The organism is Duganella sp. GW821-FHT07F09 (genome assembly GCF_059418705.1).
Map to the genome: position 1 here is coordinate 206,488 of NZ_JBWKQJ010000005.1, position 21,893 is coordinate 228,380.

A 21,893-nucleotide genomic window follows, 5' to 3' on the forward strand; every position below is an offset into this window, starting at 1 on the left:
TAGCTAGCTCTGCGGCTGCTGCCGGCGGTCGAGGAACAGGCTGTTGCCGTGGATTTTCTTGGCTTGCCGCTTGGATTCGGCGGCGGCCGTGGCGATCTGGTGGTGCGAGTAATACTGGCGCGGATCGACGCGGATCACGCCGATCGACAGACTCATCAACGAATAAAACACCTTCTTCCCCTGCCGGTCCTCGCTCAGGTAGCCGCCGCGCTCGCGGTCCTCGATGCTGTAAAACTCCTGCACGTTCTGCTCGAAGTCGGCCAGGATGCCTGCGCAGCGGGCCTCCCAATCCTCGCTCTGGAATAACACCATGAAATCGTCGCCGCCGATATGGCCGACGAAATCGCGGTTGGCGTCGCAGCGCTCGCTAAGCAGGTTGCCGGTCAGCTGGATGACGTCGTCGCCCCGGCGGTAGCCGTAGACGTCGTTGAACGGCTTGAAATGGTCGAGGTCGACATAACAGGCCCAGAAACGCGCACCGCTCTCCAGCAGCCGGTCGATGTGCTCGTTGATCGGCACATTGCCCGGCAACTGCGTCAGCGGATTGGCGTAGCGCGCCGCGTTGATCTGCAGCTGCGTGATCTCGCGCATCAGGTCGTGGCCGGTGCCCAGGCCCAGATAGCGGCCCTGGTCGGTGATGATGAAGCCGTTGAACAGGTGGTGGGCGTCGGCCTGCACCATGCGGAAGCTCAGCTCTTGCAAGGTGGTGTCCTGCTCGGCGATCAAAGGCTTGGCGTCCATGAATTGCCGGCATGACTTCTTGCCGTACAACTCGCGCTGGTAGGGCCGGGCGAAATGGTCGATCATCTCGAAGCGGCTGATCAGGCCCAGCGGCTGGTCGCCGTCGACCACCGGAATGATCAGCAGCTTCGGCTCCTTCAGGAAGATCTCGTAGACCTCGTTGTTCGTCATTTTGGACGGAACGGTCTGCACCTCGTTCAGCAGCTTGACGATGGTGGCGGCGTTCTTTTCCACGTTGCGCCGCGGGTACACGGCGACGCCGGTGCGCGCCAGCGCCTTGACCACCTCGGCCGGGGCCGCGCGCGCCGGCTGCGGGTGCGGCCGGCCCAGATGGTAGCCCTGGCCATAGGCGACGCCGATGTCGCGTATCACCAGCAGCTCGGCCTGGGTCTCGATGCCCTCGGCGATGACCAAGGTGTTCGATTTTTCGGCGATCTCCTGGATCGAGCGGACGAATTGCAGCTTCACCGGGTCGTTGTTGATACCCTGGATGAAATGCATGTCGATCTTGACATACTCGGGCCGCAACTCCGACCACAGGCGCAGGCTGGAGAAGCCCTCGCCCAGATCGTCGATGGCGATCTGGAAGCCCATGTCGCGGTAGTGCCGCACCGCCTCACGCATCAGCTCGTAGTCATAGGTCGGCTGGTTCTCGGTCAGCTCGATGATCACCCGGTCCGGGTTGATGCCGACGTGGTGGATGAATTCCAGCGTTTCGCCATGGCGCGCGTCGTGCTGCAGCAGGCATTCCGGGCTGACGTTGAGAAACAGCTTGCCGGGCAGCTCCAGCTCGGCGAAGCGCTCGAGGATCACCCGGCGGCACAGGTGTTCGACCTGCACCGTCAGCCCGCTGGCGCGCGCCACCTTGAACAGGTTCATCGGCGCGTGCAGGGGGCTGTCGGACGGCCCCCGTATCAAACCTTCGTAGGCGATGATGTCGCCGTTCTGCATGTTGACGATCGGCTGGAACAGCGCGCCGAGCTGGCGGCGCGCAAGGATGTCGTACAAATGGGCGCGCAACACTGCCTCCTCGTCCTCGAGTTCGGGCCTGATGTATGTCACCGCGGCGGGTGCGGCGTTGCTACGGTGCAGCGGTTTGCTGGCAGTTTTCACGATTATCGCTTGCGAAATGTGGGTTTAACTGTACGATTCTATGACGCGTTTGTGACGGCATCATGAATTCAGTCCCCTGTCGCAATAAGTATTTCCACGCCACATTGTTGTCGCGCTACAATAGTAAGACCACGTGCTCCCCGGGCCCACCATGTATTGTTTTAGCAGCCGCCGCCTCGTTTTCAGCCTGATGTGTTTGAGCGCCGCTTCGGCGGGCGCCACCGGGGCCACTGTGCAGGTGCAAGTGCAGGACGCCGCTGGCAATGCGCTGGCCGACACGGTGGTCTACATCGAAGCCGAAACCGCCCCGGCCGCCGGCAAGTCGCCGGCCAACGGGCAGATCGAGCAGAAGGGCTTGAAGTTCCTGCCGCTGGTGACCGTGGTGCAAACCGGCAGCAAGTTGTTCTTCCCGAATAACGACAAGGTCCGTCATCACATCTACTCGTTCTCGGCCGCCCATAAATTCGACCAGAAGCTGTATTCGGGCGAGTCGGCCGCGCCGCAGGTGTTCGACAAGGCCGGCACCGTGGTCCTGGGCTGTAACATCCATGACAAGATGCTTGCCTACGTCAAGATCGTCGACACGCCTTACTTCGCCAAGACCGACGGCGCCGGCGCCGCACGCATCGCGCTGCCGGCGGGCGGCAAGTACGTGGTCAAGGCCTGGCACTACAACACCGTCGGCGGCGCCACACAAGAACAGGTGTTGACGGTGAAGGCGGGCGACGCGCCGTCGACGGCCGTCTTCAAACTGCCGATGAAGCCGGCGGTGGTCGACGCCACTTCGTCGCTCAATTAAAGGACCGTCCCGAGCATGCGTATGCGTTTTCGCAGCCTGGAAAGCCGGATCGTCGCGCTGTTCCTGGTCCTGATCGTCGCCGTGCAGTTGGTCGGCCTGGTGGTGATCCAGCGTGGCATCGATAACAACGCGCGCCTGTCCATCGGCGGGGAGCTCAATAACGGCACCAAGGTGTTCCGCCGCCTGCTCGATCAAAACGCCCAGAGCCTGCGCTTCGGCGCCCGGCTGCTGGCGCGCGACACGGCTTTTCTGGAGGCCATCGGCAACAACGACGAAGGCGACCGCGCCACCATCGAATCGGCACTGGCCAACAGCGGCCGCCGCATCAAGGCGTCGCTAACGATGCTGATCAGCGCCGAGCGCAAGATCAGCGTATCGACCAACACCACCCAGGCCGCCGGCCTGGAGAAAATGGCCGTCAGCATGCTCGACGCGGCCGAAGCGGCCGACGGCGCCAACGGCATCGCCATCATCGAGCGCCGCCCGTACCAGATCGTCGTCATGCCGGTCAAGGCGCCGATCACCATCGGCTGGATCGTGATGACCTTCCCGATCGACCGCCAACTGGCCAACGAGATGCGCGACGTCAGTTCGCTGCACACCACCGTGCTGACGCGCGACCCGCGGGGCAAATGGATGTCGGCCGGCTCCACGTATGTGGGCGCGTCGGCGCAATCGGTGGTCGAGCAGTTGCAGGCCTTGCCGGCCGCGCCCGCCGGGCCGTTCGACATCGAGGTGGAAACCGGCCGCTATAGCGCGCGGTTGATGTCGATCGGCCAGGACGACGGCCAGACCGCCAGCGTGCTGCTGGCGCGCTCGATCGACGAGGCCACCGCCGAATACGCGCGCCTGGAGCGCTCGCTGATATTCCTCACCGCCGGCGGCATCGCCATCTCGGCGCTGGCCATCATCTTCACCGCCAAGCGCATCGCCCAGCCGATCAGCGAGCTGGCCGACACCGCCAAACGCCTGGAGCAGGGCGACTACAAAGGCCAGATCGACACCAGCCGCGAGGACGAAATCGGCGCGCTGGCCCATGCCTTCGATTCGATGCGGGAAGGGATCGCCAAGCGCGAACAGGAAATCCGCCGCCTGGCGTACTGGGACACGCTGACCAATCTGCCCAACCGCGCCCAGTTCCTGCTGCTGCTGAACGACGCGATGGAGGACGCCCGCAAGCGCGAGGAGGCGGTGTTCGTGCTGATGATGGACCTGGACCGCTTCAAGCACGTCAACGATGTCATGGGCCACAGCTTCGGCGACGCGCTGCTGCGCCAGGTGGCCGGCCGCCTGCAACTGCTGCTGGCCAACCGGCGGCAGTCGTCGGCGCAGGTGGCGCGGCTGGGCGGCGACGAATTCGCGGTGCTGCTGCCGGCGTCGGACGTCGAGGCGGCCCAGCGCATGGCGGCCGAAATCCTGCAGGCGCTGGAGACGCCGTTGTCGCTGGAGGAGCAGATGGTCGACATCGGCGCCGGCCTGGGGATCGCCGGTTATCCCATCCACGGCAGCGACGGCGAAGCCCTGCTCAGCATGGCCGAGGTGGCGATGTACGCGGCCAAGCAGCGCAACGACGGCGCCGTGGTCTACGACGCGGCGATGGACAAGTCCAGCGAAAAGAGCCTGTCGCTGCTGACGGAGCTGCGCAACGCCATCGAGCGCAACGAGTTCCGCCTCCACGTGCAGCCGAAGATCATGCTCGATACCGGCAAGGTGGTCGGCATGGAGGCGCTGGTGCGCTGGGTGCATCCGGAGCGCGGCAACGTGTTCCCGGACGAATTCATTCCGTTCGCCGAGCAGACCGGGTTTATCCGCGTGCTCACGCGCTGGGTGATGGAGCGCTCGGCGGAGCTGTGCCAGGAGCTGGCGGCGAGGGGGCATCATCTGAAGGTGTCGGTCAACCTGTCCACGCGCGACCTGCTGGACCAGGACCTGCCGGCCAAATTCTCCGACCTGCTGGTGCGCCACGATCTGTCGGCCGGCTCGTTCTGCCTGGAGATCACCGAGAGCGCCATCATGGACGATCCGGTGCGGGCGCAAACCACGCTCGAGCGCCTCAGCGCCATGGGCTTCGATTTGTCGATCGACGATTTCGGCACCGGTTATTCGTCGCTGGCGTATCTGAAACGGCTGCCGGTCAATGAGCTCAAGATCGACAAGTCCTTCGTGCTCAATATGGAGCACGACGAAGGCGACACCAAGATCGTGCGCTCGACCATCGACCTGGGTCACAACATGGGACTGCGCGTGGTGGCCGAGGGCATCGAGAGCGAAGCCGTATGGCGCTTGCTGGCCGGCCTGGGGTGCGACCAGGGGCAGGGCTACTTCATGAGCCGTCCGATCCCGGGCGACCAACTGGTCGCCTGGCTGGAAAAGTGGCAGGCGCCGATCAGCGCCGACAGCGTGGTCTGAAACACGTAGGGCGGATTAGGCGGAACGCCGTAATCGGCCATGTATGTGCCGTCGACGAATCACGCATGGCCGATTACGCTTCGCTAATCCGCCCTACGAAAATGGCCACCGCTCCATCGCCGTTATTTGCATTTCACACAACCCATTCCGCCGTACGTCGCAACCTCATCCATAGCGCCACCGCTCCCCGCGTACAATCCTGACACCCCACCTCAGGAGCCCGTATGCACCGCCTGCTTGCCACTATCACCGTCGCGGCCGTCTGTCACGCCCCCGCGATCGCCGCCGACACGCCACCGCCAGCTTTCGCGCCTGGCGCCCACAAGCTGCAAAATGGCCAGCCCAACGAGCTGATGGTGCTCGGATCCCCGCACCTGTCGCAGATGCCGAAGTCCTTCGACCTCGCCAAACTGAGCCTGCTGAACGAGCGGCTGGCGGAGTGGCAACCGCAGGCCGTCGCCATCGAAGAGATGTCCGGACTGCGGTGCGCGTTTATGCGCAGCTATCCGCAGCGCTATGCCAACACCACCAAGACGTATTGCTGGGACCCGGCCGTTGCCAAAGCGGCGACCGGCTTGGATGTGCCGGAGGCGAACGCGCAGGCCGAACGCTTGCTGGCTGCTTGGCCGGCGGCGCCCTCGCCGGCCGAGCGCCGCAAGCTGGCGGCGTTGCTTTTAGCCGCCGGCGAGCGGGCGTCCGCCCTGGTGCAATGGCTGCGGTTGCCGGTCGGCGAACGGCGCGCCGGTGACGGCCTGGCGGACAGCTTGACGGCGGTGTTGAATGGATTGGCGCAGCGGCGGGACGAGAGCTACCAGATCGCCGCGGTGGTCGCCGCGCGCGGCGGGCATGATCGGGTCTATCCGATCGATGACCAAACGGCGGCGTCGCCCGATGGTGATATGAAGGCCTACTCCGCCGCGATCGGTAAGGCTTGGGACAATCCGTACACCGCCGCGCGCACGCGGCAATCGAAGGAACTCGAAAACCGCCTCGATACGCCGGCCGGCGTGGTGGCCATGTACCGGGCGTATAACGACGCCGGAGCCGCCGAGCAGGCCTTCCGCAGCGATTTCGGCGCCGCGCTGGAAGAACCATCGCCGCAGCACTTCGGGCGCGGATACGTCGGCTATTGGGAGACGCGCAATCTGCGCATGGCATCGAACATTCGCGACGCGATGACCGCGCGGCCCGGTATGCGCATGCTGGTGGTGGTGGGCGCCTCCCACAAAGCATACCTGGAAGCTTACCTCGATCAAATGCACGACGTCCGTATCGTCCCCACGGACCGGGTACTGCGCGCCGAATAAAACACGACGGGAGCGCTTGCCTAACGTTGCTTATTTGTTACAAGGCAAGCTATCATCGACATATCACCCTACGACCCACGGAACCACGCATGAAGCAATTGAAACGCGCCGCACTGGCGGCCGCCGTCCTGTTGGCGCAAGGCGCCACGGCGCAGACCTGCGCCACCAGCGGCACCGCGCTGACCTACCCGACCACCCGCACGGTCGACCAGACCGACGATTACCACGGCGTCAAAGTGGCCGATCCGTACCGCTGGCTGGAGGACGCCAACAGCGCCGACACCAAGGACTGGGTCGACGCCCAGAACAAACTCACGCAAGGCTACCTGTCGCAGATCCCCGGCCGCGACGCGATCAAAACGCGCCTGACCAAGCTATGGAACTTCGAGCGCTTCAGCGTGCCGTTCAAGGAAGGCGGGCGCTATTTCTACAGCCGTAACGATGGCCTGCAGAACCAGTCCGTGCTCTATACGATGAAAACGCTGGCCGACGTGCCGCGCATGCTGCTCGATCCGAACAAGCTGGCCGCCGACGGCACCGTCGCCCTGGCCGGACTGGCCGTGAGCCCGAACGGTAAACACCTCGCCTACAGCACCGCCGCCTCGGGCTCGGACTGGAACGAAATCAGGGTGCGCGACATCGAGAGCGGCAAGGACGTCGAAGACCATATCAAGTGGGTCAAGTTCTCCAACACCGCGTGGCTGCACGACGGTTCCGGTTTCTTCTACAGCCGCTACGACGAGCCGAAGGAAGCGACCAAGCTGGCGGACGTCAACTACTTCCAGAAGCTGTACTTCCACAAACTGGGCACGCCGCAAAGCGCCGATACGCTGGTCTACGACCGTCCGGACCACAAGGACTGGGGCTTCAGCGCCGACGTCACCCAGGACGGCCGCTACCTGATCATCACGGCGTCGCAGGGCACCGAGAACAAGAACCGCGTGTTCTACAAGGACTTGAGCCGCAAGGATTCCAAGGTGGTCGGCTTGCTGGAGGACTTCGACGCCGTCTATAACTTCGTCGGCAACGAAGGTCCGGTGTTCTGGTTCCATACGGAGCGCAACGCGCCGCGCGGCCGCATCGTCAGCATCGATACGCGCAAGCCGGCGGTGCTGAACTGGAAGCAGATCGTGCCGGAAAGCTCCAACACGCTGGTGTCGGCGTCCATCGTCAACCATCAGCTGCTGGTGGACTACCTGACCGACGCGCATAGCCTGGTCAAGGTGTTCGACCTCAAAGGCAAACCGCTGCACGATATCGAACTGCCGGGCCTCGGCACGGCCGGCGGCTTTAGCGGCAAACGCGCCGACACCGAGACCTTCTACTCGTACACCAGCTTCACCACGCCGACCACGATTTACCGCTACGACCTGAAGGCCAACAAGAGCAGCGTGTACCGCCAGCCGAAGGTGGACTTCGATTCGGCCGGCTTCGAGACGCGCCAGGAGTTCTTCACCAGCCGTGACGGCACCAAGGTGCCGATGTTCATCGTCGCCAAGAAGGGCCTGAAGCTGGACGGCGGCAATCCGACCTACCTGTATGGCTATGGCGGTTTCAATGTCTCGCTGACGCCGGCGTTCTCGGTCGCCAATCTGGCGTGGCTGGAGATGGGCGGCGTCTACGTCATGGCCAATCTGCGCGGAGGCGGCGAGTACGGCGAATCGTGGCACGAGGCGGGCACAAAGCTGCAAAAGCAGAACGTGTTCGACGACTTTATCGGCGCGGCCGAATGGCTGATCGCGCACAAGGTCACGTCGCCGGCCAAACTGGCCATCGGCGGCGGCAGCAACGGCGGCCTGCTGGTCGGCGCGGCGATGACGCAGCGTCCGGAATTGTTCGCCGCCGCGATCCCGCAGGTTGGCGTGCTCGATATGCTGCGCTTCCATAAATTCACCATCGGCTGGGCGTGGACATCGGACTACGGTTCGTCCGACAACCCGGAGGAGTTCAAGGCGCTGGTCAAGTACTCGCCGCTGCACAACCTGAAAAAGGGCACCTGCTATCCGGCGACGATGATCACCACCGCCGACCATGACGACCGCGTCGTGCCGGCGCACAGCTTCAAGTTCGCCGCCGCCGCGCAGGCCGACCAGGCCGGCGCCGCGCCCATCCTGATCCGGATCGACACCAAGGCCGGCCACGGCGCCGGCAAGCCGACCACCAAGCAGATCGAGGAAGTGGCGGATCGCTGGGGCTTCCTGAGCCGCGCGCTGCAAATGGACGGCGCGACGCCGGCGGTGCAAGCCACTGGGGCCCAAACCACTCCTGCGCCGGCGACGGCGGCTGTCAAGGCGGCGGGGCCGCAATGAGGGCCGCGCCAGCCGCCGGGCCACTGCTGCTCGCTCTTCTGATGATGGGCGCTGTGCCGGTGGCGCCGGCGCTGGCGCAATCGAACACTCCCGCAGGCGCGTCGGCGTCCGCCAAATCGGTGGCGGATGTCACGCGCGGCCTGCAATCGCAGCCGGGCTTCATCGACGTCTGGCGCGACGCGGCCAAGGGCAGGGTGCTGCTGTCGGTGGCGTCGCTGGAGCAGCCCTTCCTGCTACTGAGTTCCCTGCCATACGCACTGGGCTCGAACGACGTCGGCCTCGATCGCGGCCAGGCCGGCGACATGCGCATGGTCCATTTCGAAAAACACGGCGCCAAGCTGTTTCTGGTGCAGGACAACACGGCCTACATCGCCGCGTCGGCGGACAAGGATGAACGGGCCGCCGTCAAGGAATCGTTCGCCAACGCCGTGCTGTGGTCGGGCGACATCCTGGCCAGCGACGGCGGCGCGCACCTGGTCGACTTCTCCAGCTTCCTGCTGGCCGACCGCCACGGCATCGCGGCCCGGTTGGCGGCCGCCAAGCAAGGCGCCTACCAGGTCGATCCGGCGCGCAGCGCGGTGCTGGCCGAACAGGCCAAAGCCTTCCCCGACAATGTGGAACTCGAATCGCTGCTGACCTTCGCAGGACCGGGCCAGGCGGAATATGTGCGGCAAGTCGCCGCCGACCCGGCCAGCCTGTCGATGCGCCAGCGCATCAGCATGGTGCGCCTGCCACGTATCGACGACCAGGCGGGTTGGCGGCCGCGCAGCTATCATCCGTTCTCCGGCGGCTTCGATGTCAACTACTTCGACTTCGCCACGCCGCTCGCCAGCAGCATCGACGTGCACTGGCAGGTGCGGCACCGGCTCGAAAAGACCGATCCGTCGGCGGCCGTCAGCACCGTCAAGAAACCGATCGTGTACTACGTCGACCGGGGCGCGCCGGAGCCGGTGCGCAGCGCGCTACTGCAGGGCGCTTCGTGGTGGGCCAGCGCCTTCGAGAAGGCCGGCTTCAAGGATGCCTACCGGGTCGAATTGCTGCCCGAGGGTGTCGACGCCATGGACATCCGCTACAACGTGATCCACTGGGTGCACCGCGCCACGCGCGGCTGGTCCTACGGTAACGCGCTGGCCGATCCACGCACCGGCGAGATCATACGCGGCGCCGTCACGCTGGGATCGCAGCGCGTTCGGCAGGACATCCTCATCGCCGAAAGCCTGCTCGCGCCTTACGGTAAAAATGCGCCGGCGGATAAACACAAGCTGGCCGAGGAGATGGCATTGGCGCGCCTGCGCCAATTGTCGGCGCACGAAGTCGGTCACACCCTGGGCTTCGCGCACAACTTCGCCGCCAGCCGCGCGGGCAATGGCAACGGCTCGGTGATGGACTATCCGCATCCGATCCTGAAGCTCAACGCCCAGGGCGAGGTCGATCTGGCCGAAGCGTATGGCGTCGGCGTCGGGCCGTGGGATGACTACATCGTCAAATACGTCTACGGCGATTTCGGCGGTGGAGCGCGGGAGCAGGCCGCGCTGGCCAAGCTGCGCGCCGACGCCAAGGCCGCCGGCCTGTTGTACTCCAGCGACCAGGACGACCGCACACCCGGCGCCAGCCACCCGGACGGCCTGTTGTGGGACTTCGGCCCGGACACGATCAAGACCTGGGATCAACTTGGCGCCGTGCGCCAGCGCGCGCTGCAAACCTTCTCGGTCGACGTGCTGCCGGATGCGCGCCAGATCGGCGAACTCGAAGCGCGGCTGGTGCCGGTCTATCTGCTGCAACGCTACCAGGGCGAAGCGGTGGCGCGCCTGATCGGCGGCGGCGATTTCGATTACACCACCAGCGGCGACGTCAAGGCCGGCATCGGCAAGGCGGGTGTCAAAATCACCCCGGCGACCGTGCAGCGCCAGGCGCTGAACCGGCTGGCCGACAGCCTGCGGGCGGAGTATCTTGCTCTGCCAGCCAACGTGCTCGATGTTCTGACGCCGCCTGCTGCGGGGCATGATCGTGGCCGCGAATACTTCGCCACCCGCATGGGCTCCGTGTTCGACGCCTTCTCGATCGCCGAGGCGGGCGCCGCGCAAACGGCCGGCTTCCTGCTGGACGCGGGCCGCATCAACCGCCTCGCGTGGCAGCATGCGCGCGACGCGCAGCAGCCCGGCGTGGGGGAAGTGCTGTCGCTGCTGCTGCAAAAGACCTGGAAGCGCGAACCCGTGCCGGCATCGGTGGTCGGCGGCGAGGCGGTGCAGCTGGCGGCCAACTGGGTGCTGGTCGACGGGGTGCTCAATTTGCTCGATGGCGGCAAACTGCATCCGAACGTCGCGGCCGAAGTCACGCAATCGGCGCGCGAACTGGCGCAGTGGCTGCAAAAAAATCCGGGCAAGGGCGTCACTGCCACCAGCCGCAAAGAGGCGGCGGAACTGATTGCCGCCTATTTGAAGGACCCGCGCAGCGTCAAATTGCGCGCCGCGCCGCCGGTTCCGCCAGGAGCACCGATCTAAAACAGGCACCGGTCATAACACGCGGGCGCACCAAAATGATGCCATTTTTCGGTGCGCCCGTAGATGGTGCGCTAACCCGCACCAAAACAAAATACAGTCAAATCATGCACTTAAAATTTGCACCAATCTGGAACAAATATTGCTTATAGGCGTATTGGTTTTCAGATCATGCATTATTTTGGGGAGTGATTTTGATGGGTTTACACAAAGACGGCGCCGACGCATTGTTCATTTTGCTCGGCGCCATCATGATTTTGGCGATGCACGCCGGCTTCGCGTTCCTGGAGTTGGGCACCGTGCGCAAGAAGAACCAGGTCAACGCGCTGGTGAAAATCCTGGTGGATTTCGCGGTATCGACCATCGCCTACTTTTTCGTCGGTTACAGCATCGCCTACGGCGTCAATTTCTTCTCCTCGGCCGACGTGCTGGCGGCCAAAAACGGCTATGAGCTGGTCAAGTTCTTCTTCCTGCTGACGTTCGCGGCGGCCATCCCGGCCATCATCTCCGGCGGCATCGCCGAGCGGGCGCGCTTTCATCCGCAGTTGATTGCCACCGCGCTGCTGGTCGGCTTCGTATATCCGTTCTTCGAGGGCATCGTCTGGAATCGCCGCTTCGGCATCCAGGAGTGGCTGCTGCAGGCCTTCGGCGCCGAGTTCCATGACTTCGCCGGTTCGGTGGTGGTGCACGCGGTGGGCGGCTGGATCGCGCTGCCGGCGGTGCTTTTACTTGGCGCGCGGCGCGGGCGCTATATGAAGAACGGCGCGATCGCCGCCCATCCGCCGTCGTCGATTCCGTTCCTGGCGCTGGGTGCGTGGATTCTCACGGTGGGCTGGTTCGGCTTCAACGTCATGAGCGCGCAGTCGCTCGACAAGATGAACGGCCTGGTGGCGGTCAACTCGCTGATGGCGATGGTGGGCGGAACGCTGGTCGCGCTGCTGATGGGGAAAAACGATCCCGGTTTCGCTTATAACGGGCCGTTGGCGGGGCTGGTGGCGGTATGCGCGGGCTCGGATTTGATGCATCCGATGGGGGCGCTGGTCACCGGCGGTATCGCGGGCGGCATTTTCGTCTGGATGTTCACGCTGGCGCAGAACAAATGGAAGATCGACGATGTGCTGGGCGTGTGGCCGCTGCATGGCCTGTGCGGCGCCTGGGGCGGGATCGCGGCGGGTATCTTCGGGTTGAAGGCGCTGGGCGGAATGGGGGGCGTGTCGTTCGCGGCGCAATTGGCGGGGACGGTGTTGGGCGTGGTGATCGCGCTGGTTGGCGGTTTCGCCATCTATGGCGTGTTGAAAGCCACGATGGGCCTGCGCCTCGATCCCGAAGACGAATTCCAGGGCGCCGATCTCGCCATTCACCGCATCAGCTCCACGCCGGAGCGCGAGTCGAACTGGTAGTGGAGCCGCCGCTGGCCCGCCCGGGTCAGCGGTGTATCACCACCAGCAGCGCCTTCGCCTCGGTCTTGCCGACGTTGCGTATGGTGTGCTGCTGGTCGCCCGGGTAGCGCGCCGTGCCGCCCAGCTTGACCTTCTTCTTGGTATTGCCGACCTCCACCTCCACCGATCCATGCAGCAAGGTGACATGCTCCTGCGCTCCCGGATCATGTCCCTGCGACGCCAGCTCCCCACCGGGCGACAAGGTCAGCTCATACCATTCATACTTACCTGCCAGCTCCATCGGCCCGAGGATGCGCAGCACGTAGCCGGCGTGGTTGCCGGGCAGGGTGGGGGTCTCGTGGGCGTCCAGCACGCGGATGGTCTCGGACTCCTTCTCCGCCGTCGCCAGCAGCTCGCCGATCTGCACGCCCAGCGCGTTGGCTAGCCGCCAGGTGATGGCGATGGTCGGATTGGCCTTCTCGCGCTCGATCTGCGACAGCATCGATTTGGAGACGCCGGCGATGCGCGACAGGTCTTCCAGGGTCAGGCCGCGCCCCAGGCGCAGACGTTGCAGGGCGGCGCCGACCTCGGGTGGTGCGTTCGTCGAAACAGGTGTTTTCATTGTTTTATTCGGCGGATAGGCTAAATTCTAAGTAAATCTGTCGGAAAAACGCGGCCAGAACCGCATGCTTCCGTCTTGCGCAGTTCACTGGTTCTCTGTAAGATTCGATATATTGAATTTGAGTTCGACATAACGGATTTCTCATAACGCAGTGAAAATCTGCTGAAATCGTACCACATACAAGGACCATCATGAGCGACCAAGCAAAAAGCACCTTCTTCAGCGGCCTGCAGCAAAACCTGGATCAATTGCGCGATCAGGGCCTGTACAAGCCGGAGCGCGTGCTCGCTTCGCGCCAGGGTTCCGAAGTGGTGGCCCAGGATGGCCGCACCCTGATCAATATGTGCGCCAATAATTACCTCGGCCTGTCCGGCGAGGAGTGGGTGGCCAAGGCATCGATCGAGGCGACCGAAAAATACGGTTACGGCCTGTCGTCGGTGCGCTTCATCTGCGGCACCCAGACCGTGCACAAACAACTGGAACAGGCGATCTCCAATTTCCTCGGCACCGAGGACACGATCCTGTACGCGGCCGCCTTCGACGCCAACGGCGGCGTGTTCGAGCCGCTGTTCGACGAGAACGACGCCATCATTTCCGACGCGTTGAACCATGCCTCCATCATCGACGGCATCCGCCTGTGCAAGGCCGCGCGCTTCCGCTACGCCCACAACGACATGGCCGACCTGGAAGCGCAGCTGCAAGCGGCCGCCGGCAAGCGCCATAAAGTCATCGTCACCGACGGCGTGTTCTCGATGGACGGCACCATCGCCCAGCTTGACAAAATTTGCGACCTGGCCGACCAATACGGCGCGCTGGTGATGATCGACGAATGCCACGCTTCCGGCTTCATGGGCGCGACCGGCCGTGGCACCCACGAGCACCACAACGTCATGGGCCGCGTCGACATCATCACCGGCACCCTGGGCAAGGCCCTGGGCGGCGCGATGGGCGGCTTCACCTCCGCCCGCAAGGAAGTGATCGACATGCTGCGCCAGAAGTCGCGCCCCTACCTGTTCTCCAATACCTTGGCGCCGTCGATCGCCGGCGCCTCGCTGGCGGTGCTGGAGCGCCTGTCGCAGTCGACCGAACTGCGCGACCGCCTGCACGAGAACACCGCCCACTTCCGCAAGGAGATCGAGCGTATCGGCTTCACCATCAAGCCCGGTACGCACCCTGTGGTTCCTGTCATGTTGTTCGATGCGCCCGTCGCGCAGAAATTCGCGGCACGAATGTATGAGCTGGGCGTTTTGCTCAGCGGCTTCTTCTACCCGGTGGTCCCGATGGGCCAGGCGCGCGTGCGTGTCCAACTGTCTGCCGCGCATACCCGCGAACAGCTGGACACCGTGCTCAAAGCATTCGAACAGGCGGGCACAGAGCTTGGCCTGCTTAAAAAATAAAATAGTCAGGAATCAAAATGGAACAACAACGGATCCTCGTCATCGGCGCCAACGGCCAAATCGGCAGTGAACTGGTGGAGGCGCTGGCCGCCAAACACGGCGCGCAAAACGTCATCGCCAGCGACATCAGCCCGACCAATCTGTATCACGCTGCGCGCTACACGCCGCTCAACGTGCTGGACAAGCAGGCGCTGTCCACCTTGGTGACGGAGGAGGGCATCACCCAGGTGTACCAACTGGCGGCGATGCTGTCGGCCACCGGCGAGGCGGCGCCGCTCAAGGCGTGGACCTTGAACATGGACGGCTTGCTCAATATCCTGGAAGTGGCGCGCGAGCGCGGCATCATCGGCAAACCGCTGAAGGTCTTCTGGCCGTCGTCGATCGCCGCCTTCGGCCCGAACACGCCGGCCGTGAACACGCCGCAAACCACGGTGATGGACCCGACCACGATCTACGGCATCAGCAAACTGGCCGGCGAGCGCCTGTGCGAGTACTACTTCATCAAGTACGGCGTCGATGTCCGCAGCATCCGTTACCCCGGCATCATCAGCTACAAATCGCCACCGGGCGGCGGCACCACCGATTACGCGATCGCGATCTTCCATTCGGCGCTGCGCGGCGAGCGCTATGAATGCTTCCTCGGCCCACAGACCACGCTGCCGATGATCTATATGCCCGATGCGATCCGCGCCACCATCGAATTGATGGAAGCGCCGGCCGAACAGGTCAAGGTGCGCTCGGCTTACAACGTCGCCGGCGTGTCGTTCAACCCGGAGCAACTGGCCGCCGCCATCACGCGCGCCGTGCCGGACTTCAAGATCGCCTACAAGCCCGATAGCCGCCAGGCCATCGCCGACACCTGGCCGCAAAGCCTGGACGACGCCACCGCGACGGCCGACTGGGGCTGGAAGGCCCGCATCGGCATCGAAGAGATGGTGACCGACATGCTGGCCAACGTCGACGTCCGCCTGAGCAAAGCGGCGTAAAGCGGCGGCGCAGTACCTACACTATAAAAAAGAGAGACATCTGATGGACATGAGCGTTTTCGATTTATTCAAGATCGGCATCGGGCCGTCGAGTTCCCACACGGTGGGACCGATGGTGGCGGCCCGCCGTTTTCTGCTCGACTGCGCTCCGCTCGACGATGTCACCGAGGTGAGCGCCGAGCTGTATGGCTCGCTGGCGCTCACCGGCATCGGCCACGCGACCGACAAGGCGGTGATCCTCGGTTTGATGGGCGAGACGCCGCAGGACGTGGTGCCGACCCGGGTCGACACGCAGCTGGCCGACGCCGAAGCGGCGGGGGAACTGAAGCTGCTGGGAACCCACGCGGTGCCGTTCAAACGCGGCAGGAACCTGATCTTCCACATGGCCGAGTCGCTGGCCGAACACCCGAACGGCATGCGCTTCACGCTGACCCGCGCCGGTGGCGCCATCGTCAGCAAAGTCTATTATTCGGTTGGCGGTGGCTTCATCAAGGAGGAGGGCGAGGCGCCGCAGATGCCCTCGAGCGGTGACGGCGCCGCCCCCGCGATTCCGTACCCGTTCGATACGATGGACCAGCTGCTGGCCCATGGCGAAGCGAGCGGCCTGACGATCCCGCAAATGCTGCGCGCGAACGAGCGCCGCAAGCGCAGCGAGGATGAGCTGAACGCCGGCATCGACAAGATCTGGCAGGTCATGCGCGACTGCATCGCCCATGGCTTGGACACGTCCGGCCGGCTGCCGGGCGGCTTGAACGTCAAGCGGCGCGCGGCCGACTTGTGGACGCAATCGCAATCCAGCGCCAGCCAGGCGAACCAGCTGCCGCACGATGCGCTGCACCAGGTCAGCCTGTACGCGATGGCCGTCAACGAGGAAAACGCGGCCGGCGGGCGCGTGGTCACGGCGCCGACCAACGGCGCGGCGGGCATCATTCCGGCGGTGCTGCGCTACTACGCGGAGGACTGCAAGCCGAGCGACCCTGTCACCGGCATCCGCGACTTCATGCTGACGGCTGCGGCCATCGGCATGCTGTGCAAGCGCAATGCATCGATCTCGGGGGCGGAAATCGGTTGCCAGGGCGAGGTTGGCGTGGCGTGCGCGATGGCGGCCGCCGGTTTGGTGGCGGCGCTGGGCGGCTCCAACAACCAGATCGAGAACGCCGCCGAAATCGGCATCGAGCATCATCTGGGCATGACCTGCGATCCGATCGGCGGTCTGGTGCAGATTCCATGCATCGAGCGTAACGGCATGGGCGCGGTCAAGGCGATTACGGCGGCGTCGCTGGCGTTGAAGGGCGACGGCACGCATTTCGTCAGCCTCGATGAAGTCATCGAAACCATGCGGCAGACCGGCGCCGACATGCAGGCCAAGTACAAGGAAACCTCGCTCGGCGGCCTGGCGATCCACGTCATCACCGTCAACCACGCCGCCTGCTGACGCGGGAACCTACGACACCACCTCCAGCATCAACTGCCGGAACGCCTGTTCCGGCACCGGTTTGCTGAAATAGTAGCCCTGCATCTCGTTGCAATGCTGCTGCTGGAGGAATTCGAGCTGCTCGGCCGTCTCCACGCCTTCCGCGATCGTCTTCAGCCCCAGGCTGCGCGCCATGTTGATGATGGCGCTGACGATCGCCTTGTCCTCGGCGTCGGTGCTGATATCGCGCACGAATGACTTGTCGATCTTCAGCTTGTACACCTTGAACTTCTTCAAATGGCTAAGCGACGAATAGCCGGTGCCGAAATCGTCGATCGACATCCTGATCCCGCGCTCGTGCAGATTGTTCATCATGGCGATCGCGCCTTGCGGGTCGTTCAGCGCCACGCCCTCGGTCAGCTCCAGCTCCAGGTACTCCGGCGGCAAGCCTTCCTCCTGTAGTATCTGCGTGATCAGCTCCGGCAGATCGGTGTTGCGGAACTGCGTGGCCGACAGGTTGACCGCCATGACCAGCGGCGGCAGGCCGTCGTCGAGCCACGCGCGCGCCTGCCGCACGGCCTGGCGCAACACCCACGCGCCGATCGACAATATCAGTCCGCTCTCCTCGGCGGCGGGAATGAATTCGGCGGGTGATACCACGCCCAGTTCCGGCGTCGACCAGCGCAGCAGCGCCTCGGCGCCGATGATGCGCTGGTCCGGCAGCGACACCTGCGGCTGATACACCACCTGCATCTGGTCGCGCTCCAGCGCATAGCGCAGCGCGTTGATCAGCTGCAGATGGCGCGCCGCGCGCTGCTGCATGGCCGCCGTGAAGAAGCGGAAGTCGTGCCGGCCGGCGTGCTTGACCTGGTACATGGCGGCGTCGGCGCGTTGCAGCAGCGTTTCCATGTCGGCGCCGTCGGCCGGATACATGGCGATGCCGATCGACGCCGTCACCTTCAGGTCGTGCGTGCCGACGCGGAACGGCTGGGCTATCAGTTCCATCAGCTTGCGCGCCACTTCGGCGGCGTCCTTCGACTCCGCCTTTTGCAGCACGAAGATGAATTCGTCGCCGCCGAGGCGCGCCACGATGTCCTCCTCGCGCAGGCCCTGGCGCAGGCGCTTGGCCAGTTCGCACAGCAGGCCGTCGCCGACGCTGTGGCCGAGCGAATCGTTGATGTCCTTGAAGTGGTCCAGGTCCAGCATCATCAGTGCCATCGGTTCGCGGTTGCGGCGCGCCAGCGCCAGCGAGTGCAGCGTGTGCTCCTGCAGCTGCGCGCGGTTCGGCAGGCCGGTCAGCGGATCGAAATGCGCCAGATACTGAATCCGCTCGTCGGCCAGCTTGCGGTCTGTGATGTCGCGCGTGATCCCGAGCAGCATGCGCTGCTCGCCGTCGGCGCCGTTCATCGGCGCTGCATGGGTCTCGAGCCAGCGCTGGCCGCCCTTCAGGCCTTGGACCCGGAATTCCAGGTGGCCGTTCTCGCCGTTGACGACGCGCTGGTGCAGCGCGATGAAGGCGTCGCGGTACTCCGGCAGGATCAGGTCCGTCAGCACGTGCTTCTGCAGCTCCTCCAGCGACTCCGCCTCGAGGATCTTCAGGCCCGCAGCGTTCATCTCCAGCAGCCGGCCGTGGGCGTCCACCACCTTGATGCATTCCGGCTCGGTCTCGATGATGGTGCGCAGATGCTGCTCGCTTTTGCGCAGCGAGGCCTCGGTCAGCTCGCGTTTGCGGTCGTGGTCGAAGTTTTTCAGCGCGAACTCGATGTCGAGCGCCATCTCGACGAACAGGTCGCGCACCTCGGCGTCGAACACCCCGGTGGTGGTGGAGTAGGCGGAGAAGAAGCCGACGATCCGGCCTTTGCGGCGCAGCGGCAGCGACGCCGACGCCGCCCAGCCATAGCGCGCCGCGCGCGCGTGCCACGGCGCGGTTTCGGGCGCCTGCAGGAAGTCCTGGCACCAGTACGGCTCCCCGCTGCGGTAGCAGACGCCGATCGGCCCGCGCCCCTCCGGCAGTTGTTCATCCAGCGAGATAACCAGATTGTTCAGGTATTCGGTGCCGTCGCCGGCGCTGGCGGCCGGCGATACCGTATCCGCCTGGCCGTCGACGGTCGCATCGATCATGCCCACCCAGGCCATGGACATGCCGCCATAAGCGACCACCGCGCCGCAGATGTCGTCGAACAGTTCCTGCTCGCTGGTGCTGCGCACGATGGACTGGTTGCACTGGCTCAGGGCCGCATATAGCCGGCCGACGCGCTGCGAGCGCGCCAGCGCCAGTCCCCGCTCGCCATCCAGCCTGGCCAGGTTTTTCTGCATGCCGGCCAGCCAGGTCCAGACGCTCTCCCTGGCGCCGTCCCGCACCGCCAGCGGCTCGGTGACATCGCCCCGGCCCAGCCGCTCGATGGCGGTCTGCAGCTGCTCGACCGAGCAGCCCAGCGCCGCGTCGAGGTTGCGCTTCGCGCGCCACAACAACGCCAGCAGCACCAGCGCGACCAGCATGAAGCCGGCCCTGGCCAGGTTGGCCTCTGCCGACGTCGAGCGGATCGCCTCCAGGCTGCGCCGCTCGACGCTCTCGTTCACCTGCGCGATCGGTTCCATGATGGCCGCCTTGGCGTGGTGATAGTTGTCGTCGAAGAGCAGGGCCAGGGCGGCGGCGACGGCCAGCGGATCGTCGCCGCCGAAGTCGCGCATCGCCAGCGCCTTGTTCTCGATCGCCGTCAGGCGGTCCGATTCGTCCTTGGCCCTGGTGAGCAGCGACAGCTCGGCCGGTGTGAACGGGGTGTTTTGAATGAGCTCCATCAGCGCGACGGGTTGGCCGTCGCGCCTGGGCCGCTGCTGCTGTTCCAGCACCAGGTCCCAGTACACGTTGTCGTAACTTTGCGGGCGCGCCTGCCGGCCGTCGCGGATGTCGATAATTTCCTGATAATTTTTCCGATAGCGGGCATCGCCGGTGGCCACGTAGGTGCGCGCCATGCGCGTCAGGTCGTCCGAGGATTGACGCAGTTCCTCCACCAGGCCGCGCGAGACATAACGCAGCTCGTTGGCGCGATCGATGCGTTTCTCGGTCCAGACATAGAGCAGAAAAGCGATGGTGACAATGAACAAGGCGCTAAAGCACGCCCACAGCATGCGGGCGAAAGGGGCGGCCTTGCGGGGTTCGGGGGACTTCATCATCATCGGTTGCGGCGGCTGCAAAAAAGGAAACGGCGAGGTAACGGCGAGGAAACGGCACGCGGGGTAGCGCTTCCAGTATATTGCCGGAATGACAGACAAACCAGTGCGCGACAACCGAACGCGCCCGCCGGGGGGGCGCCCATAGCCATAAAACAACGGCAATCGCCCCCGAAACGGCGAGGCGCACTATAATATCCGCTCGCTTTGTAACGTTCTGCCAATAGCTGCCAGCCAACCTTGTCAGCCCAACCGGACTTTTCTAATCTATGCAATACGTGTCTACCCGCGCCGCCGCATCGGCCGCTTCGTCGTCTCCCCAACAATTTTCGGACATTCTGCTCGGCGGCCTGGCCGCCGACGGCGGCCTGTTCCTGCCGTCGGCCTACCCGCAGGTCAGCGGCGCGGAGCTGGACGCGTGGCGCCAGCTGTCCTATGCCGACCTGGCGTTCGAGATCCTGAAGAAGTTCGCCACCGACATCCCGGAAGCGGACCTGCGCGCGCTGACCGCCAAGACCTACACCAAGGAAGTCTATCGCAACGCCCGCGCCGGCGAGAAGGCCAGCCAGATCACGCCTTTGCGCGTGCTGGAAGAGGGCGACAACGGCACCAAACTGGTGCTGCAGGCCTTGTCGAACGGGCCGACCCTGGCCTTCAAGGACATGGCGATGCAGTTGCTGGGCAATCTGTTCGAGTACACCCTGGCCAAGCAGAACGCGGAACTGAACATCTTCGGCGCCACCTCCGGCGACACCGGCAGCGCCGCCGAATACGCGATGCGCGGCAAGAAGGGCATCCGTGTCTTCATGCTGTCGCCGCATCAGAAGATGAGCGCCTTCCAGACCGCGCAGATGTTCAGCCTCCAGGACCCGAACATCTTCAACATCGCCATCGAGGGCGTGTTCGACGACGCCCAGGACATGGTCAAGGCGGTGTCGAACGACCTGCCGTTCAAGACCAAACAAAAAATCGGCACCGTCAATTCGATCAACTGGGCGCGCGTCGTGGCGCAGGTGGTGTACTACTTCCGCGGCTACCTGTCGGCCACCACGTCGAACGACCAGAAGGTCTCGTTCACCGTCCCGTCGGGTAACTTCGGCAACATCTGCGCCGGCCACATCGCCCGCATGATGGGACTGCCGATCGACAAGCTGATCGCCGCCACCAACGAAAACGACGTGCTCGACGAATTCTTCCGCACCGGCGTGTACCGCGTGCGCAAGTCGGCCGAGACCTACCACACCAGCAGCCCGTCGATGGACATCTCCAAGGCGTCGAACTTCGAGCGTTTCATCTACGACCTGGTCGGCCGCGACGGCGAGCGCACCCGCGCGCTGTTCCACAAGGTGGAGACGCAGGGCGGTTTCGACCTGTCGGGCAAGCCCGGCAGCGACGGCGATGAATTCAAGCTGGTGTCCAAGTACGGTTTCAAGTCCGGCAAGTCGACCCATGACGACCGCCTGAACACCATCCGCGACGTCGCCGACGACTACGGCATCGTCATCGACACCCACACCGCCGACGGCATCAAGGTCGCGCGCGAGAACCTGGAGCCCGGCGTGACGATGATCGTGCTGGAAACCGCGCTGGCGGCCAAGTTCAACGAAACCATCCTCGACGCGCTGGGCGAGGACGCGGAACGTCCGGAAGGCTTCGAGAACATCGAGGACCTGCCGCAGAAATTCGTGGTCATGAAGCCCGACGTCGAGAAGATGAAGGCTTACATCGCCGCCAACACCGGCCTGTGA

General features: G+C 64.5%; 13 protein-coding genes. 10 read left to right on the plus strand and 3 right to left on the minus strand.

Annotation, left to right across the window (positions count from 1 at the left end; translation table 11 throughout):
- Nucleotides 1-3 precede the first annotated feature (3 nt).
- Nucleotides 4-1,803, minus strand: a complete 1,800-nt coding sequence (locus tag AC07P1_RS15310; RefSeq protein WP_494696854.1) for a GGDEF domain-containing protein — start codon at nucleotides 1,801-1,803, stop codon at nucleotides 4-6.
- A gap of 241 nt (nucleotides 1,804-2,044) precedes the next feature.
- On the opposite strand from AC07P1_RS15310, the gene AC07P1_RS15315 reads away from it, so the two are divergent.
- The 6 genes from AC07P1_RS15315 to AC07P1_RS15340 all read left to right on the plus strand — a co-directional run bounded on the left by AC07P1_RS15315 (nucleotide 2,045) and on the right by AC07P1_RS15340 (nucleotide 12,576).
- The gene (locus AC07P1_RS15315; RefSeq protein WP_494696855.1) at nucleotides 2,045-2,653 is read left to right on the plus strand and encodes a cupredoxin domain-containing protein; all 609 of its coding nucleotides are present in this window, start codon (nucleotides 2,045-2,047) and stop codon (nucleotides 2,651-2,653) included.
- 15 nt (nucleotides 2,654-2,668) lie between these two features.
- Complete coding sequence (locus AC07P1_RS15320) at nucleotides 2,669-5,062, plus strand: putative bifunctional diguanylate cyclase/phosphodiesterase (protein ID WP_494696631.1); 2,394 nt, start codon at nucleotides 2,669-2,671, stop codon at nucleotides 5,060-5,062.
- A 224-nt stretch (nucleotides 5,063-5,286) separates the two neighbouring features.
- Nucleotides 5,287-6,369, plus strand: a complete 1,083-nt coding sequence (locus tag AC07P1_RS15325) for a DUF5694 domain-containing protein (protein WP_494696632.1) — start codon at nucleotides 5,287-5,289, stop codon at nucleotides 6,367-6,369.
- An 89-nt stretch (nucleotides 6,370-6,458) separates the two neighbouring features.
- Complete coding sequence (locus tag AC07P1_RS15330; RefSeq protein ID WP_494696633.1) at nucleotides 6,459-8,678, plus strand: prolyl oligopeptidase family serine peptidase; 2,220 nt, start codon at nucleotides 6,459-6,461, stop codon at nucleotides 8,676-8,678.
- The gene (locus AC07P1_RS15335; RefSeq protein WP_494696634.1) at nucleotides 8,675-11,179 is read left to right on the plus strand and encodes a zinc-dependent metalloprotease; all 2,505 of its coding nucleotides are present in this window, start codon (nucleotides 8,675-8,677) and stop codon (nucleotides 11,177-11,179) included. Before AC07P1_RS15330 ends, AC07P1_RS15335 begins: the two co-directional genes overlap by 4 nt.
- A 194-nt stretch (nucleotides 11,180-11,373) precedes the next feature.
- Nucleotides 11,374-12,576: an ammonium transporter gene (locus tag AC07P1_RS15340; protein ID WP_494696635.1), complete on the plus strand. Its 1,203-nt coding sequence runs from the start codon at nucleotides 11,374-11,376 to the stop codon at nucleotides 12,574-12,576.
- A gap of 25 nt (nucleotides 12,577-12,601) precedes the next feature.
- On the opposite strand, the gene AC07P1_RS15345 is transcribed toward AC07P1_RS15340, so the two are convergent.
- Nucleotides 12,602-13,177, minus strand: coding sequence for a helix-turn-helix domain-containing protein (locus AC07P1_RS15345; protein WP_494696636.1), 576 nt, complete (start codon nucleotides 13,175-13,177; stop codon nucleotides 12,602-12,604).
- A 191-nt stretch (nucleotides 13,178-13,368) separates the two neighbouring features.
- Here AC07P1_RS15345 and AC07P1_RS15350 point away from each other — a divergent pair, with 191 nt between their 5' ends.
- Genes AC07P1_RS15350 through AC07P1_RS15360 form a run of 3 tightly spaced genes read left to right on the plus strand, consistent with a single transcriptional unit; the run spans nucleotide 13,369 to nucleotide 16,995 of the window.
- Entirely contained in the window at nucleotides 13,369-14,574 is a 1,206-nt protein-coding gene (locus AC07P1_RS15350; RefSeq protein ID WP_494696637.1) for a glycine C-acetyltransferase, read from the plus strand.
- Nucleotides 14,575-14,591: 17 nt separating this feature from the next.
- Entirely contained in the window at nucleotides 14,592-15,560 is a 969-nt protein-coding gene (locus AC07P1_RS15355; RefSeq protein WP_494696638.1) for an NAD-dependent epimerase/dehydratase family protein, read from the plus strand.
- 43 nt (nucleotides 15,561-15,603) lie between these two features.
- Nucleotides 15,604-16,995 (plus strand): L-serine ammonia-lyase, encoded by a 1,392-nt coding sequence (locus AC07P1_RS15360; RefSeq protein ID WP_494696639.1) that lies wholly within the window; start codon nucleotides 15,604-15,606, stop codon nucleotides 16,993-16,995.
- A gap of 9 nt (nucleotides 16,996-17,004) precedes the next feature.
- Here the strand turns inward: AC07P1_RS15360 and AC07P1_RS15365 are convergent, their stop codons facing one another.
- A complete protein-coding gene (locus AC07P1_RS15365; protein ID WP_494696640.1) occupies nucleotides 17,005-20,148 on the minus strand; it encodes a bifunctional diguanylate cyclase/phosphodiesterase in 3,144 nt (1,047 codons plus the stop codon).
- Between the two features lie 266 nt (nucleotides 20,149-20,414).
- Here AC07P1_RS15365 and thrC point away from each other — a divergent pair, with 266 nt between their 5' ends.
- A complete protein-coding gene (gene thrC / locus AC07P1_RS15370; RefSeq protein ID WP_363509300.1) occupies nucleotides 20,415-21,893 on the plus strand; it encodes a threonine synthase in 1,479 nt (492 codons plus the stop codon).